The sequence below is a fragment of the Streptomyces sp. NPDC002795 genome, assembly GCF_042888725.1.
Taxonomy (GTDB): Bacteria; Actinomycetota; Actinomycetes; order Streptomycetales; family Streptomycetaceae; genus Streptomyces.
In genome coordinates this window covers 436,188-452,191 of sequence record NZ_JBIAQB010000007.1, presented here as the reverse complement: position 1 = coordinate 452,191, position 16,004 = coordinate 436,188, and the positions used below count along the sequence as shown (strand labels likewise).

The window sequence follows — 16,004 nt, the reverse complement described above, 5'->3', positions numbered from 1 at the left end:
CCATGACCGACGCTTCCGCTGTCCCGCCCCGTCCTCGCACCTCCGATTCTGTACCGGACGGCATGGCCCTCCTGCGCGGCCGCATGCTGATCCAGTCCCGCCCCACCCTCGTCAAGAAGGTGGCGGGGCAGATCGCCCCCAGTCTCAGCGGCCTGATCCTGTGCGGCGAGAGCGCTGCACGGACGGCGCAGCGGATGCGGCGGGACGAGGGGTACAGCGGGGTCCTGCTCGCTGATCCGGCCCGCTACGAATCGGAGCCCGCCACCGAGGAGGCCCCGTTCCCCGAGAACGAACCGGCCGGGTTCTTCATGAATGACCCGCTGGAGGTCTCCCTCTCCCGGCAGCGAGCGGCCGGCGTCACCGCGCCGATCACCCCGACCGGCTACATCCAGGCCGAGGACTCTGACGCTCTCCGGGCCGCGGTCCGCCGCATGGTCGAACTGGGCGACCCTTCGGTGATCTTCGCGGTGCCGGTCGACGTGGCATGGCTCCGGAACGAGGAGTCGACGCGACAGTTGATCGGTTTCTTGCAGATGGTCCGAGGACCCAAGGCGATCATGCTGGGCGGGCAGATGGATCCGCTCGCGCGGTACGCGAAGGCGGTCGCCCACCTGCGCATGCTGATCGCCGAGGTGCCGGACGCCGCACTGGTCCGTGCCGATCTCGCCGCATTCGGTGCCCTGTCGTCCGGCGCCCTCTTCACCGCCTTCGGCGGGAGCAGCGGCCTCCGGCACATTGTCGCTCCCGGAGAGAAGGCGCAGACCAGCAGGAAGGGCGGCGGTGGGCCCACGGCGCCGCATGTGCTTCACCCCGAGCTGATGGACTTCTACCTGGGGGACAACCTGGCGGACAAGTACGGTGGCGCTCCCGCACCCATCTGCGAGTGCTACGCCTGCGAAGGCCGGTCCTTGGACATCTTCACCAGCAACCACGCGCCCCTGCCTGCGCAGGCCGCCGCCCACAACATCGCCGTGCTCATGGGCTGGCTCCGCGACCTCTGCGCGATTCCCGCAGGGACCGAGCGGGAGCGGTGGTGGCACAACCGATGCCGTAGCGCCGTTGACCAGTACCCGTTGGTGAACGCCACCCTCCGGCAGCCCGGTGCTTTCAAGGTGCCCGAGCAGCTCAACCGGTGGGCGCTGGCCGCGCCGGATTCCGCCCGTGCCGCACTCGAAGCCCCGCGTGCTCAGCACACCCGCTGATACAGCTCCTCCACGAACCGCCATGCCGCCGCGGTATGCCGCTGCGGCCGGTAGGGCTCGGGTTCCAGAGCCATCTCGATCTCGTCCCCCATGTCGATGAGGACTCCGATGCCGTAGAAGTCCGCCTCCGCCAGCACCTCGTCCAGACGTGCGGGGCGGCGGCTGAGCAGCATGGCCCGACGGCAGAATGGGGCGAACCGGCCTGCTCTCTCAAGCCCCTGGCGCCACCCGGACGCCGGTACCACGGCGAGATCCACCTGCAAGGGGCGCACCGCACGCCGCGTCACCGTCCGGCGGTCCCGGTCCGCCGCTCCGGCCGGCAGGGAACGCAGCGCCCGCCTCTCGTGCTGGTCCAGTGAGGCCAGCGGAACCGGCATGCCGACCGGCAGCGACAGCAGCGTCTCCAGTGGGTGCCGCCGGTCCAGGCGTTCCGCGCCGACCTCTCGGCGGCGCTCGTCCTCGGCAGGGGCGAGGCGGTAGAAGAACAACGCCTTTTCGCCGATGACCTGGGTAAACGCGGTCTTCCCGCCCTGCCCCACAAGCTGGGCGGACACCGTCTTCACCGAGCCGTCAAGCACGGAACCCACCGAGGTCATCATGGTCTCCACCCTGCCTCACCCGGCCGTGACCGCAAACACCGGCCCCGTCGGCTATCCAACCTGTTCCGTTCCTGTCACCGCTGCCAAACGACGCAAGAGGCCCTCCAGGTACTGCCAGAGCTCGTTGTCGTCGCTACGTCGGTAGTGCTTGCGCCGCTCCCCGGGATCCTGCGGAAGCCGCACGGCGAGCTCAGCCCTCACCAGCGCCCGGATCGGCGCCTGATAGAGGCTGGCGGAGATCCCGTAGGAAGCTGCCAGGTCTCCCATGCAGACACCCCGGTCATCGGCCTGGGCGAGCGCGAGTAGTACTTCCGCCCGATAGCGGTTCCCGAAGAGGCTCACCGAGAGCTCCCGCATTCCCTCGGATGGGCTTTGAGGCATGATTCATGATTCATTTATCACGTCTCATATGTCAACCCACCGGTCCGAGCCCTTCGGTTCTGTTTTGCCGGAGCGCCGTTCTTCGTTCTGCGCTGATCCAGGCGTTCACCGCAGGCCCGCGGTGCTGGCGGGCCGTACCGCGCCCGGTCCGAAGCGGGCGCGGGCGCGGTCGGCCGCGGCCTCGATGCGGCGGGTCTTGTCGTCGTCGGGGCCGAAGGTCAGCTGCCGGGACGCCGAGGCGGCGTCGCCGAGCTCGCCCGCGCGCAAGGTGAGGGAGCAGACACGGGCCCGCTGCAGGCCCAGAGACCAGTGCAACATGTGGGCGGACGTGCGGAGTTGGGGGCTGTGCGCGGTGGACTCGGACAGGGTGCGGCTGCGGGTGGTCGTGGAGCGGTCGGCGTACTGGACGGTCAGGGTCAGCGAGCGGCAAGCCTGCCGCTCTCCGCGGAGCCGGGCGCCGAGTTGTTCGGCGAGGTGGGTCAGCGCGGCGCGCTGTCGGGTGGCGTCGAGCTCGTCGCGCTCGAAGCGGTGCTCGGCGCTGAACGTACGGGGCGGGGCGCCCGCGACGACTCGCGCGGGGTCGATGCCGGCCGCGCGTTCGCGGAGCGTGCGCCCGGTCGCTGTGCCCAGGATGCGCTGGAGGGTGAGCAGCGGGGTGGCGGCGATCTGGTCGGCGGTGTGCAGTCCGTACGAGGTCAGGGTGCGGGCGGTGGCCGGGCCGACGCCGGGCAGCGCGGCGGCGGGGAGTCCATGAAGGAACCGGGTGATGGCCTCGGGGTCGTCGGGAACGGTACGGATGGCGCCGGGCTCCCCGCGGTGGGCGGCGAGCTGGGCGAGCAGCGGGTTGGGGCCGATGCCGACCGTCACGTCGAGGCCGTGGAGCGCGGCCGCGCGCATCCGGATCAGGGCGGCGAGCCCGGCGGCGTCGCGGTCGAAGTAGCGGGTGCTCCCGGACACGTCGGCGAGGGCCGCGTCCGGCGGCAGGGCCTGGGCAACGGGGGTGAACTCGCCGACCATGTCGAGAAGTCGCCGGTAGACGGGGTCCGGCTGCGGGTCGCCGAAGTGGAGGTAGAGGATCATCCCCGGTCACCCCGCGCTTCCGGGGCTCGCATGGTGGAAGGACCGTCCGTCGAGCGCGTCGAGGGCGGGCAGGCCGGCGGAGGCGGGAGTGCCGGGCGGCTGGAGGTCGGCCCAGGGGTGCAGGGTGTAACCGGTCGGCTGGGTGATGGTGCGGCGCGGACCTGCCCGGCGTGCGGCAGTCTCGGGCCGGGTGAGGCGGTTGGCGACGGCGGCGGGGCCGCCCTCGCGGTACAGGTCGATCAGCTCGGCCAGGTTCCAGGCGGCCGTGCCGGTGATGCTGAAGGCGCGCGGCGGGCGACGGGCCAGGGTGCCGCGGACGAGAAGCAGACTGCTGTGGAAGACGGTGTGGGCGCAGCGTGCGTGGCTGTCCTCGAAGAACGCCAGGTCGGACAGGCCGGTGGGGTCGTCCAGGGTGGCGAAGATGACGCGCTTGCCGGAGCGGATCGGCGGGGTCTGGGTGGCGACCTTGACGCCGGCGACGAGCACGGTGGCGCCGTGCCGAAGGCCCGGCAGATCGGCGGCGGGGGTCGCGCCGATCTCGGCGAGCAGGGACCTGTGCTCGTCGAGGAGGTGGTGGGAGATGTCTATGCCGAGCACGTCCAGCTCGGCGGCGAGCTGCTCGGAGCTGCTCATGGCCGGCAGGCCCGTGGTGGTGACGGCGGCGTTCGGCTCCGTGTCGGCGCCCTCCGTGTTCTCTGTGTTCTCCATGGGGAGTTGACCCGCGGTTGAGCCGCGCTTGCTGCGGCCCGAGCGGTGCAGCTCGGTGACCTTCAACAGCAGCTCACGGCGGGGACCGAACGCGTCCAACGCACCGACCTGCGCCAGCCGTTCGGCCAGCGGGCGGCTGGGCCGGGCGCGCTGCCAGAAGTCCTCGAGCGAGGTGTACGGCTGCCCGGCGGTGATGCGCCCACTCTCGGCCTCCGTGATGCCGCGTACCTGCGACAGACCGATCCGCACCCCCCACTTGCCAGACACCAGTTCGATTATGTGTGCGGCCTGGGAGTGGTTGATGTCGGGCAGCAGCAGCGGTACCCCGTGACGCCGGGCGTCCGCGGCCAGCACACGCTTGTGGTACATCCCCGGATCGTGCGTGAGCAGCCCCGCGAGCAGGGCCGCCATCCGGTGGGCCTTGAGCCAGCTCGACTGGTAGGCGGGCTGCGCGAAGGCCGCGGCGTGCGCCTTGGCGAAGCCGAAGCTGCCGAAGCCCTCCAGGATCTTCCACACGTCGCGTACGGCTTGGACCGGATAGCCGCGTCCCCGCGCCTGGTCGGCGAACCAGGCCCGGACCCGGCCCTGCCGCTCGGGGTTCGACAGGGCACGGCGGGCCTCGTCCGCCATGCCCCGGTCGCAGCCGGTCATCGTCACCATGATCGCGATGACCTGCTCGTGAAAGACGACCTGTCCTTCGGTCTCCTTGAGGATCGGCTTCAGGTCCGGATGCGCGTAGCGGGGCCGGTTCTGGCCGTCGCGGGCCTTGATCAGTGGCTCCACCATGTTCGCCGCGACCGGTCCTGGCCGGAACAGGCTGATGTCGAGTGCCAGGTCGTCGAACGACCGAGGCTGCAGATTTTGCACCAGCTCTCTCTGCCCCGGACTCTCCAATTGGAAGGTCCCCAGGGTGTCCCCGGAGCTGATCAGGTCGTACGTGGCCGGGTCGTCCGGCGGCATCTGTGCGGGGTCGTCCAGGTCGAGCCGTTCGCCGGTGACGCGTTCGATCTCGGCGGCCGCGTGCGCGAGCGCCGACTGCATGCGTACGCCGATGACGTCGATCTTCGGGTGACCGGTGTCCTCGATGTCCTCCTTGTCGAACTGGGACATGGCGATGTTCTCCACCGTGGTCGGCGCCACCGGGGTGCGCTGCAGCAGCCCGGCGTTGGAGACGAGGAGGCCGCACGGGTGCATCGCTGCCTCGTGCGGCAGCCCATCGAGCGCCTCCACCAGTTCCCAGAGCCGGCCGTGGTCCTCGGCGGCGACCTCGCGCAGCTCCGGCAGCTCGACGAGCGCGGCCCGCACGTCCTTCGCCCGGATATGGGGGAACGCCTTGCCGAGCCGGGCCGCCTCGTCCGGGTCCATACCGCGGGCGCGGGCCACGTCCTCGATCGCCCCGCGCGCCCGATACGTCTTGTAGACCGCGAGCGTCGCCACCCGGTCGGCCCCGAACCGCTCCCGTACCGCCTGATACACCTCCAGGCGGCGTGCCGACTCCACATCCAGATCGATGTCGGGCAGCGCGGACCGCCGCGCGGACAGAAACCGCTCCATGAGCAGGCCGTGCGCCACCGGGTCGACCGGGCTGATCCCGAGCAGGTGCGTGACAAGCGAGCCCACGCCCGAGCCGCGGGCTGCAACGCGGATGTCAAGGCGCTGGGCCTGCGCCGCCACCTCGGCCACGGTCAGGAAGTACCCGGCGAAACCGTGCCCGGCGACGATCCGCAGCTCGTCCTCGAGCCGGTCCCAGCGCCCCGCCTCCCGGTGGTAGCCGCGGTTCATCATGCCCGCCGCGCACTTCTCGGCCAGCACGCGGTCGGCGGTGTCCGCCCGCGCGCCCACCAGCTCGGCCTCGGGAAGATTCAGCCGGCCCAGACCGAAGGCCTCGCCCGGGTCGACCACGCAGGCTGCCGCCGTCTCCTCGGTCGCCGCGAGCAGCCGCCGAGCTTCCAAGCCTCGGCCGCCCACCGCCTCGGCGATCCGCCCGGCGATCCGCTCCATCTCCCCGGTGTCCTTCAGCCACCGCTGCCCGCTGTCGAGCCGGGACGTGTCCCGGCCGTCGATCGGCACCAGCGAGCGTGCGGAATCCAGAATGTCGGCGACCTCGCCCTGATGCGGGTCGGCGTAGCGCACCGAATTGCTCAGCACGGTCTCCACCTGCTGCTCGGCGGCAAAGCCCGCCATCCGTGCGGCAAGGCGCAACGACCCAGGACCCGTACCGGTCCGCCCGTGCCACGACACCTCCATACGCAACGACTGGCCGAACCGCTCACGCCACGGATCCACCAGGGCCGCGGCCCGGTCCGGGCGTCCCGATGCCAGCGCTTGCCCCACCTCGGAATCGGCCCCGAGCAGCACGAACACCTCATCGTTCGCACAGGCCAGGTCCTCCCAGGTGACGCCCTGACCGGATGCCGCCGATACGAGACGGCACAGCTCGGCCCAGCCGTGCGCGGTCCGAGCCAGGAACACCGCGCGCAGCGGCGCCTCCGTCACGAACGCGCCGCCCCTGGCGGGGGTCCGCTGCCGTGTCGTCGGCGACGGACCGGATGTCGGCACGCCGGGCACGGACAGGTCGGCGCCGAACAACGGGCGGATCCCGGCCCGCGCGCACGCCTTGGCGAAGCGCACCGCGCCCGCGAGGGAGTCCCGGTCGGTCAGCGCCAGGGCGTCTAGCCCCCGTTCTGCGGCCCGCTCCGCCAGTGCCTGCGGGTGGCTGGCCCCGTAACGCAGCGAATAGCCGCTCGCTGCACGGAGGTGCGTAAACGACATACACACCTCCTGTTGCTCATAACCCCCCCTTTGGTTCATCTGCGTCATCTCGACCGTGGAAGCACTCTAACTCAATGTTCGCACATTCGTTCGATAGTCGAAGGGCTGGAAGCCTCAAGGCGTGGCTCACCGGGTGGCTACTCGACGGGGGCAGGGTGGTCGTTGATCCAGGACAGGCCGCCGAGGTCGAGGCGTCGACGTGTGCAGGTGGCGGCAACGTAGGCGAGCTGGGCTTCGCTGTCGTTGATCGGTGGGGTGCGACGGGCTGTGTGCCATTGGGTTCACAGGAGAACGGTGGTTCGAAGTTCGCGGCGAATTTCCCTGACGCCCATTCCCGGCCCCTGGCCCGGTGGGCGGTGGACACGGTCACCTCGGCAGCGTCCTCGGGTGCCAGGGGGCGACGGCGGCCAGGATGGCGTTGGGGCCGTGGGTGTCGACGAGGTCGACGAAAGGCTGCAGGTCGCGACCGCTGGGTCGCACGGGGCGTACTCCTGGAGGTCGCCACAGGTGGTGAAGAGCAGGAGTTCGGGGGGGTCGCGCCGCGCCGCTGGTAGATCGCCTGGGCGGAATCTCCGACCATGACGAACTGGGCGCGTTCGCTTGGGCGAGGAAGACCTGCTCGACTGTGGGGTTGGTGTCCTGGGTCTTATCCAGGAGGAGGTGGGAAGCAGGGTGGCAAGCCAGCGAGTAAGGGGATTACCGGATGAAAAGGAAGGTTCCGTCATACGCTTGGGTGGCCAGATAGTCTTCGACAGTGGGGAACTCGCCGGTGACGGGTAGAAGCGGAGCGTACGCATGCCGATAGCCGTTCCCGCTTCTCGAGGCCGGGTTCCGGCAGCGGCAGCGGAGCAGTTCGCGGCAGCCCGGGGTGGGCAGGTGTCGGCGTTCGTGACTCGGACCAGCCGGGGAGTCGGCCAGCGATGCCCCTGGGAGCTGGTGTCTATGGGTGGGCATTCGGACTCCGAGCGCGGGGCGGTGGCATGGATCATCGCGGAGGCCTTGATGCGACAGCGGTGCGGCAAGGTGACACACGCATTCGACTCTTGGAGGGCGGCCGCGCTAGGCGGCACTCCGCTGACTGGGCAACGGCGGCAGTTGGTCACGGCGTTTGCGGAACCGGTATTTAAGCCGCAGAACGATCCGGCGGCCAAACCGCATCACGGAGTGCCGGGCCATGTAGGCGAATGGCTCTGGTACTTGCTGGCGTTGGAAAGCCCGGATACGCCCGCACGAGCACGGGAGTACCTGACCCCACCCAAGGACAACGTCAACGACTCCGGTGGAGACGGTCTGGTGATCTATCGCTCACGTTCAGGCACCGGACCAGAACTTCTCTTCCGTCTATGGGAGATGAAGAAATACACCGGTAAGGATGATTCGGTCACCGACACGGTTCGCGGTGCCTGGGATCAGCTATCGGAACATGGCATCAACTACGTGATCTCCCAGATAGCCTGGGCCGACCGGGAAGTCTCTGGCGACGTCGGCACGTTTGTCAGCGAACTGGCCGATCTGTGGCTGGAAGGGCATCCCAGCAGCGGTGCCGGGGTGAGCGTGGCCACCAACACGTCTGCGGCTCCGAAACAGCGAGCCTTCACCACGTCTCACGAGCGCATTCCGCACCTACGGCACGATGGTCAACTTGAAGGCGTGATCGTGGCCATCGATGACTTCCCCGATTTCGCCCGGCACGTTCAGGAACTGGTGTGGACCGCACTGTAAACCCCGAAATCCTCGCGATCGCGCTCGGCGTCCACGAGGCTGGCCTGCTGCCGTCCCCAGATGAACTCGCTGCATTGATCGCCGAGGTTGAAGTCGGCGCTATCAGGTCCGAGGCTGGCGTTTCGGACCAACTGCTAGGGACAGCCTGGTACCTGCACGGCATCGCTGCGGCTCTTGAAGGCACCGAACTGTATGATCCGGTTCGGCGCCGACACGCCTTCGCCGTCAGCGCCCACATTCTTGAACTGGCTCTGGACGACCGCCGCAATCGTCTCGACACCGCCAATGGGCCCGAGGACGACAGGACCGGCGAAGACGACGACCTGGCGGAGACCGCAGACGCGGAGGATCCCGATGAGGTTCGAGCCCGCCGTCTGGCACTGGCGTTCGGCGCCCAGGTTGGCTACCGGCGATGTGAGCAAGACCCGAACGCTGCCGCAGTTTTCCGTCAGGTCGACCCACTCCTGGTCACCGAGGAGTCGCTGGCCTCTCACCTGGATACCCTCGCGGTTGAGGCCGGGGTGGCTTTTTTGGGCTTGCAGCGACGCAGGCTGACCCGGGTAGTACGCGTATGGCGAAGGCAGTTGGGCGATCTGCAGCGACTGGCCGGCGTCACCGATCTACGAGAGAGCATGTATGGCCCGGCGCAGGCCGTCATTGAGGCGGTTCACAACCTGACGCTGTTTCTCACTCGTGCCGACCCCGCAGCATTGGAGACCGCCCGGGCCCACCTGCAAGGCGTGGTCACCGGCAGCGCTGGCCTGGCGGACCGCTCCGCTCGATGGGTCGCTGCCCATCTGCTGGAACTCCTGGATGACCTGGCAGACGGCAGTCTCCAGCGGCTACTGCCTCCCGATACCCCGCCAGCACTCGCCCAGGCCTTTGCCCTGTCCGACCCCCCAGTGATGACGCTGTGGCCGCCGCAGCGCGAGCTGCTGCAGCAGTCTCGCCCGCTGGACCCGGCCACCTCCCGGCTGCTGATCAGCGTGCCGACCAGTGCTGGCAAGACACTCATGGCACAGCTAGTCATCTGCGCCCATCTGGCTGCTGACGCCGGTCGGGTGCTGTATGTCTCGCCACTGCGCAGCCTGGGCCGGGAGATGCGCCAGGCCCTTCGCTCCCGGCTACGGGTGCTGGGCCGCAAACTCGGCGACGACCAGCCCGACTTCCCCGCGCCCGGCGCCCAGGCCACAGTCGGCGACGCAGACGTGGAGGTCCTCACTCCCGAGCGGCTGATGCACGCCCTGCGGCAGGACGCGAATGCGGCCCTGGAGGGGGTGGGCCTGATCGTGGTCGATGAAGCTCATCACATGCAGCACACCGAGCGCGGCTTCCTCCTCGAAGGACTGCTGGCGTTCTGCCAGGCCCATCCAAGCCCACCGCGGCTGGTCCTGCTGTCTGCCGCGGTCGGCAACCACGCTGAGCTCGCAGCCTGGCTCGATCCCAGCCAGCCCGCCAAGGACGTCGTGTTCACCTCACAGTGGCGCGGGCCCCGTCGGTTGCACGGCCTGCTGAGCCCGATAAAGTTCACTGACCAGCTCACTCGCACCAAGCTCCCGCCGCGCGCGAACCGGACCCGCAACACCGAGGCAGTCCTGCCGATGGGCCTGCGCATCAGCGTCCGCCCGACCTCGACCGGCAAGACTTTTCACATGGCCACTCAGCGTGACCAGCCGCTCGGCCAGCGGATCTACCGTGAGAAGTTCCCCGGCGACACCACCGGTAAGCAGACCTCATCAGTAACGAACTACGCCCTGTTCGCATTCGGGGCTGCACATCTATCGCGCGCCGGCAGTGTCTTGGTGGTCTGTACCTCCCGCGTCGCCACGCGCAACACCGCCCGGGCTATCGCCGCCCTCCTGCCCGAATTTCCGCCCGCGGCCCCACTGGCCGGTTTCCTCGCCGACACTCTCGGCGCCGACCACCCGATCGTGGACTGCGCCCGACACGGGGTCGCCTACCACCACGCCCAACTGCCCGCCGAGGTCCTGCACGCGGTCGAGGACGCCCTACGCAGTGACCAACTCAAAGCACTGTGCTGTACCAGCACCCTCACCGACGGGGTCAACCTGCCGGTGCGCTCCGTCATCATCAACAGTGAGATCGACGACGGTCTGCCACGCACATGGTCCGGCCAGCCGCAAATGGGACCAGCGCAACTGCTCAACGCCGTTGGCCGTGCCGGCCGGGCCGGACGCGAAAGCGAAGGCTGGATCCTGCTCACCCGCCACCGCGACCCGCGCTCCCCGGACTTTGCCTTGCTCGAACCTAGTGCGGAGCGCCTGCAAGTGTTGTCCGCGCTCGGCACCGATGACGCCCTGACCGACCTCGCCGCCGCCGAACAGCTGATTGCCGACACCGCCGATGCCATCTTCAAGCTCGCCGAGAACCACGCTGCCAACTTCGCCTCCTACGTGTGGTTCACCCTAGACGCGCTCTCCCGCGTTCCCACCCTCACAACCATCGAGCCGATGGCTGCCGTCGGGCGGCTGCTGGCCATGCGACAGCTGCCGCCCGATCTCAAGGACCGCTGGCTGCATCTGGCCGCAAAGGTCGCCGAACAGTACGAGGCCACCGAACCGGCCGCCCGGCGGCGCTGGACCACCCCGGGCACCAGCATCGGCACCGCCCGCACTCTGGACTCGATCGCCGAAGCCCTCACCCAGGCCCTCCTGCGAGACCCCGCCGCCACCGCGCCGGCCTACGAGGGCATCTGGGCGGAGGTCCTGGCTGGCGTGTTCCCCGACGAATGGCCACTCCAGCGCACCCTGGACTTCTTCACCCAATACGGCGTGTACGGCGTTCTGCTAACTTTCCCGGAAGCCAAGGAAGCGTGGACTTTCACCGAGAAGCGGACCGGCACCAGGGCTCGCCTCCACGTAGACATCGCTGCGGCGATCACCGGATGGACCGGTGGCACGACCATCCCCGACCTCGCCGACGCCTGGCTGCCGGGCCTGCCTCGCGAATGGGCTTTGGAACAGACCGTCAGCAACATCAGCGTCACCTTCGAGCACTATCTTGCCTGGACCCTCGGCGCGCTGACCAACCTCATCAATACCCGTCTGGAACAAGCACGGGCCGAGATCAGGCTGCCCGCGACCGTCGGCTGGCACCTGCGTCATGGCGTCGACACTGCTCAGGCCCTCGCCCTGCTAAACGCTGGAGTCACCTCCCGCCGCCTCGCCCACCAGATCGGCCGGTCGGCCAACGACCGGAACATCGGCGCCGATGAACTGCGCGCCTGGCTGACCGACCTCCACATTGACGGATGGCGCCGCGAATTTTCCGCCACCTCCTATGAGATCAACGACCTGCTGGAATACGTCCGCACCCGCCGCCCCAGCATGATCGGCAGCCTGCTCGACGCCAGACGTACCTCCTTGCATGTCACCACCACCGGAGTGACAGTCGATGACGGCCTCCCCGTTCAGTTGAGGTTCGCTCCCGGTCCTCAGCCATCGCCCCTGACCGCCGAAGCAAACCAAGGCACTGTGGCTATCATCCCGGCCGACGCGTATCTCGACGTCCTCACGATCATCGACAGCGGAATCGATTTCGACGCGACCCTCACTGACGACCGGCTCACTTTGAGCCTGCGGGCCGCCTGGTGACATCCACACCATTCAGCAACCCGGACTTTAGGATGAGGCGTTGGGTAGGGGCGCCCGTTGCACCATTGCTAATGGTGTGGTCTATTCGGGACGGCTCCGCCTAAGGTCGACTTGCAGCCGGGCCCTGTGCTGGTCGCCGTAGATGGCACTACATTTCTGGAACCCGGCACGTTCCGGGCGCGCTGAGCCTCTGGGAACCTTCGCTAAGCAGTGCGCGTCCTCGCTCGTATAGTGCTGGGATCACGAGCGGATGGAGGCGGGGCGTGACGGCAGGGAGTAACCCAGAGGCAGCCAGGCCTCTGCAGGTCCGGCAGGTCCGGCAGGCCCTCGCGCGCGAGTTCGACGGGCTGATTGACGTGAGGGACGGCGGCTTCTCCCGACACCGCGAGATCTTGTTCTTCTCCCGTGCCCTCGCGGCGAAGGCAGTGCGGATCGCGACAGACTGCACCTCGCAGGAGGCGGCCGCGGCTGTCACCGACGGAGCGGATGACTTTGGCATCGATGCCGTGGCCGTGTCCTCGGCCACTGGTGAGTTGTGGTTGATCCAGGCCAAGTGGAGTGACCAGGGCACGGCCCAGTTCACGTCCGCCGACGCCTCCAAGCTCCTCAATGCCTTTCGGATGCTGGACAACCTGGACTTCGACCGCTTCAACGCCCGGTTCCAGGGCTTCGCGGACCGGATCCACAGTGTGCTTGCCCAGCCCATGTCCCAGGTCCACCTCGTCGCCGCCGTCATGGGGCCGGCGGCACCAGCGACGAGTGCCCTGCAACTAATCCACCGGGAGTCCCCCGACCTAGGCGCCCGCACCGACCTGAGGGTGCTCGCAAGCAGCGACCTGCATGCGGCGATCCGTCAGGACCTGGCGCCACAATCAGTGACCGTGACGGCCACCTTCGCCGACGGCTGGTACGGGCAGGACCTGCCGTATCCCGCCCACGTCGGCACAGTCACCGCGGACGAGATCGCCCTCTGGTACGAGCGGCACGGCGGAGAACTACTCAACATCAACGTACGCCGCTCGCTGGGGCACACACCGGTCAACGCCACGCTAGACGACAGCCTGGCCAAGAACCCCGAGAACTTCTGGTACTTCAACAACGGGATCACCGTGCTGTGCGAGTCAGCCACCGCCGAATACTTCGGCCGCCGCGCCCAGGGCGCGCCGGTGCGCCTCACACTGGCTGACGCGCAGATCGTCAATGGCGCACAGACCGTGGCATCGCTGTACCGCGCCTTCGCGGACGATCCGCAGGCGCTCGCCGATGTGAAGGTCATGGTGCGGATCATCACCGTCGGACAAACCCCGCCCGGGTTCGCCAGCTCGGTCACGGTGGCCACCAACACCCAAAACCATGTGGAGCAGCGTGACTTCATTGCGCTGGACCCGGTGCAGGCCTACATCCGCGACGACTTCCGGCTCACTCTAGAGAAGGACTACATCGTCAAGCGCGGTGAGCTTGAGCCCGCGCCCGACGCGGGCTGCACCGTGCTGGAAGCGGCCACCGCGCTGGCCTGCGCCCACCCCGACGCACGGATGGTCGCAGGAACGCGTGCCTCCACCGACTTCCTGTGGCAGTCCGCCCCGGAGGGCGGCTATACGCAACTGTTTGCCGAGCCGCCCACCGCCGTGCAGATCTGGCGCTCGGTGCAATTGCTGCGCATCGTGCAGCAGACCGTCCACGGCCTGGCCGCGACCTTGCCAGGCCGGGCTGCCGCGATCGCGGAGAGCGGCGCCCTCCTGGTGGCTCATCTGGTGTTCCAGCGCACGAACATTGAGGCGATCGACGACCTTGACGCGGACTGGCAGCCCACGTTGGACGCTGCTGTAAAACTCACCGCGCAGGCACTGGCGCACCTCATCGCCGAAGTCGACCGGCTTTACGGGCCGCATAGCTTCGTCTCGCGCACCTTCTCACAGGCGACCGCGTGCCGGGACCTGGCTGCAGCAGTTCTGGCCTCGTTCGAACGACAGGGGCACCACCCCGAGCTCGCCGTCTATCAGCGTCCCCCTGAGACGCGCCGCGGGCGGCGTCCCAACCCTGTGCGGCTCTTGGTTGATCAGCACCGGCTGCCGGAGGGCACCCAGCTCATGTACCACCCCGGGACCCGTGAGGACGAGGCGATCGGAGAGTGGTTGAACGCCGACCCGAACCGGTTCATTGCGACATGGACCAACGACACGGCCAAGCCCCTGCTGTGGGCGGCGGACGGAGGCCGCTACTCCCTCGCCGGTCTGATTCTGCACATGTGGCGACAGGCAGGTTGGGACGACGCCCCGATCGCGGTGCAGGGCAGTAGGCGCTGGGCTCTGCCCGGTGGCCCCGCATTGAGCGACCTTGCGCAGGAGCTGTGGCACGAGACCCACACCACCGAGCCGTACCCGGGCGAGAGTGGCGGGGACGTGAGGCGGGAGGACGGCACGAACGGTGCCTGAGCCACGGATCATCGCCAAGCGCTACGCGCTGCGCGAATCGCTCGACGAAGGCGGCATGGGGCAGGTCTGGCGCGCCTACGATCTGCTCTTGGGCCGCGATGTCGCCGTCAAACTCATCCTGGACGACCTCGCCGCCCACCATGACGCCGCCGCCTTCGTGGAACGCTTCCAACGAGAGGTGCGTGTGACCGCGCAGCTGCACCACTCGGGCATCCCCCAGGTGTACGACGCCTTCCTCGACGGCACCGCAGACCGCATGTTTATGGTCATGGAACTAGTACAGGGCGTTTCCCTGAAGCGCGTGATCGACGTTTCCGGGAGCGTGCCTTCGGTGTGGGCCGTGTGTCTGGCCCTGCACGTATGCGCCGCCCTGCACCACGCTCACGAAGTCCACGTGATCCACCGCGACATCAAGCCAGCCAACATCATGATCACGGTCGACGGCGCCGTGAAGGTTCTGGACTTTGGCATCGCCATGGCCCTGGGAGCGGATGCGCCCACCCGCCTGACGAAACCCCAACAGATCATCGGCAGCCCGCACTACATGGCCCCCGAACAGTTCGACGCGGGGCACATCACGCCGCAGACCGACCTCTACGCCTTGGGCGTGGTCCTGCACGAGCTCCTGGCAGGTGAGCGGCTGTTCGACGGGGGCAACATCGTCAACCTGATGTGCGCGCACGTGCTCCAGCCGCCCGCACCAGTGCGCAGAACCCGCGGGGATGTTGACCCGCGACTGGAACGGCTCATCCTCGATCTGCTGGCCAAGCGAGCCTACGAACGCCCCAACAGCGCCCGCCACGTGATCGACGAGCTCCTGGGACACCTGCCACACCAGCATCCCGGCTACCTGTCCTTCCCTGACCTGCCGACTTTGACAGTGCCCCCGGTGCCGATACCCGGTGGCCCACTGCGCTTGCCAGCCGTCACGTCGACGGCCGATCCCCAGCAGCGCCACATGCCGGTCGGCGCGGTGGGACGCGCCGACCGCCTGGCGGTCGCCCAGGCCCTGTTCGAAGCGGGCAAACTGAGCTCGGCACTGTCGGCCTATGAGGCCCTGGTCGCCGAACTCGGCCTCCCCGGCACACAGGCGGCGGACGACGCCCAAACCTGCCGTATCCAGGCCGCCCGCTGCCGTATCGGACTCGGCCAGCACCAACGTGCGCTGGACGATCTCCAGCGTGAACTGGCCCTGTTGAGCAGGCACCGGGCACCCACGGACACCGTGGTCCTGGAGGTACGTCTGTACGTTGGCCTGTTGCTCCGCGACGTGCACCGCTTCGCGGAGGCAGCCCGGGAGTTGGGCAGCCTGTACAAGGACCTGGTGGGTAGGAACGGTCCGGATCCTGCCCTGGTGGGCCAAGTGCGCGAGGCTCTCATCGGTATTCGTCGGAGGCCGCCGGGCGGCCACTCCCTTTGACGAGGCATGGGACGGTTCCTGGGAAGACCCCGGGGCCACGCGGGGAAGCCGACACATAGAAACCCGACACA

Annotated in this window: 9 protein-coding genes and 1 pseudogene; 5 read left to right on the top strand and 5 right to left on the bottom strand. The window is 68.5% G+C overall.

Annotated features, from left to right (window positions below):
* Positions 1-2 precede the first annotated feature (2 nt).
* Entirely contained in the window at positions 3-1,202 is a 1,200-nt protein-coding gene (locus tag ACFYWS_RS23460) for a hypothetical protein (RefSeq protein ID WP_389279678.1), read from the top strand.
* Here the strand turns inward: ACFYWS_RS23460 and ACFYWS_RS23455 are convergent.
* From ACFYWS_RS23455 to ACFYWS_RS23435, 5 genes and pseudogenes are all read right to left on the bottom strand, one after another.
* Positions 1,187-1,801 (bottom strand): hypothetical protein, encoded by a 615-nt coding sequence (locus tag ACFYWS_RS23455; RefSeq protein WP_266513749.1) that lies wholly within the window; start codon positions 1,799-1,801, stop codon positions 1,187-1,189. The genes ACFYWS_RS23460 and ACFYWS_RS23455 overlap by 16 nt on opposite strands.
* 51 nt (positions 1,802-1,852) lie before the next feature.
* Positions 1,853-2,143, bottom strand: coding sequence for a hypothetical protein (locus ACFYWS_RS23450; RefSeq protein WP_266513747.1), 291 nt, complete (start codon positions 2,141-2,143; stop codon positions 1,853-1,855).
* A gap of 144 nt (positions 2,144-2,287) precedes the next feature.
* A complete protein-coding gene (locus tag ACFYWS_RS23445) occupies positions 2,288-3,262 on the bottom strand; it encodes a hypothetical protein (protein WP_389279676.1) in 975 nt (324 codons plus the stop codon).
* A 6-nt stretch (positions 3,263-3,268) separates the two neighbouring features.
* A complete protein-coding gene (locus tag ACFYWS_RS23440) occupies positions 3,269-6,742 on the bottom strand; it encodes a DNA polymerase III subunit alpha (protein WP_389279674.1) in 3,474 nt (1,157 codons plus the stop codon).
* Positions 6,743-6,894: 152 nt separating this feature from the next.
* Positions 6,895-7,299 (bottom strand): annotated as a pseudogene (locus ACFYWS_RS23435) (DNA helicase); the annotation flags it as partial.
* A 418-nt stretch (positions 7,300-7,717) separates the two neighbouring features.
* Between ACFYWS_RS23435 and ACFYWS_RS23430 the strand changes: the two are divergent.
* From ACFYWS_RS23430 to ACFYWS_RS23415, 4 genes are all read left to right on the top strand, one after another.
* Positions 7,718-8,464, top strand: coding sequence for a hypothetical protein (locus ACFYWS_RS23430; RefSeq protein ID WP_384509637.1), 747 nt, complete (start codon positions 7,718-7,720; stop codon positions 8,462-8,464).
* Positions 8,449-12,078 (top strand): DEAD/DEAH box helicase, encoded by a 3,630-nt coding sequence (locus tag ACFYWS_RS23425; protein ID WP_389279672.1) that lies wholly within the window; start codon positions 8,449-8,451, stop codon positions 12,076-12,078. Before ACFYWS_RS23430 ends, ACFYWS_RS23425 begins: the two co-directional genes overlap by 16 nt.
* A 263-nt stretch (positions 12,079-12,341) precedes the next feature.
* Positions 12,342-14,513: an AIPR family protein gene (locus ACFYWS_RS23420; protein ID WP_389279670.1), complete on the top strand. Its 2,172-nt coding sequence runs from the start codon at positions 12,342-12,344 to the stop codon at positions 14,511-14,513.
* On the top strand, positions 14,506-15,933 hold the full coding sequence (locus ACFYWS_RS23415) for a protein kinase (RefSeq protein WP_389279668.1): 1,428 nt from the start codon (positions 14,506-14,508) through the stop codon (positions 15,931-15,933). The genes ACFYWS_RS23420 and ACFYWS_RS23415 overlap by 8 nt, the downstream gene beginning before the upstream one ends.
* Positions 15,934-16,004 lie beyond the last annotated feature (71 nt).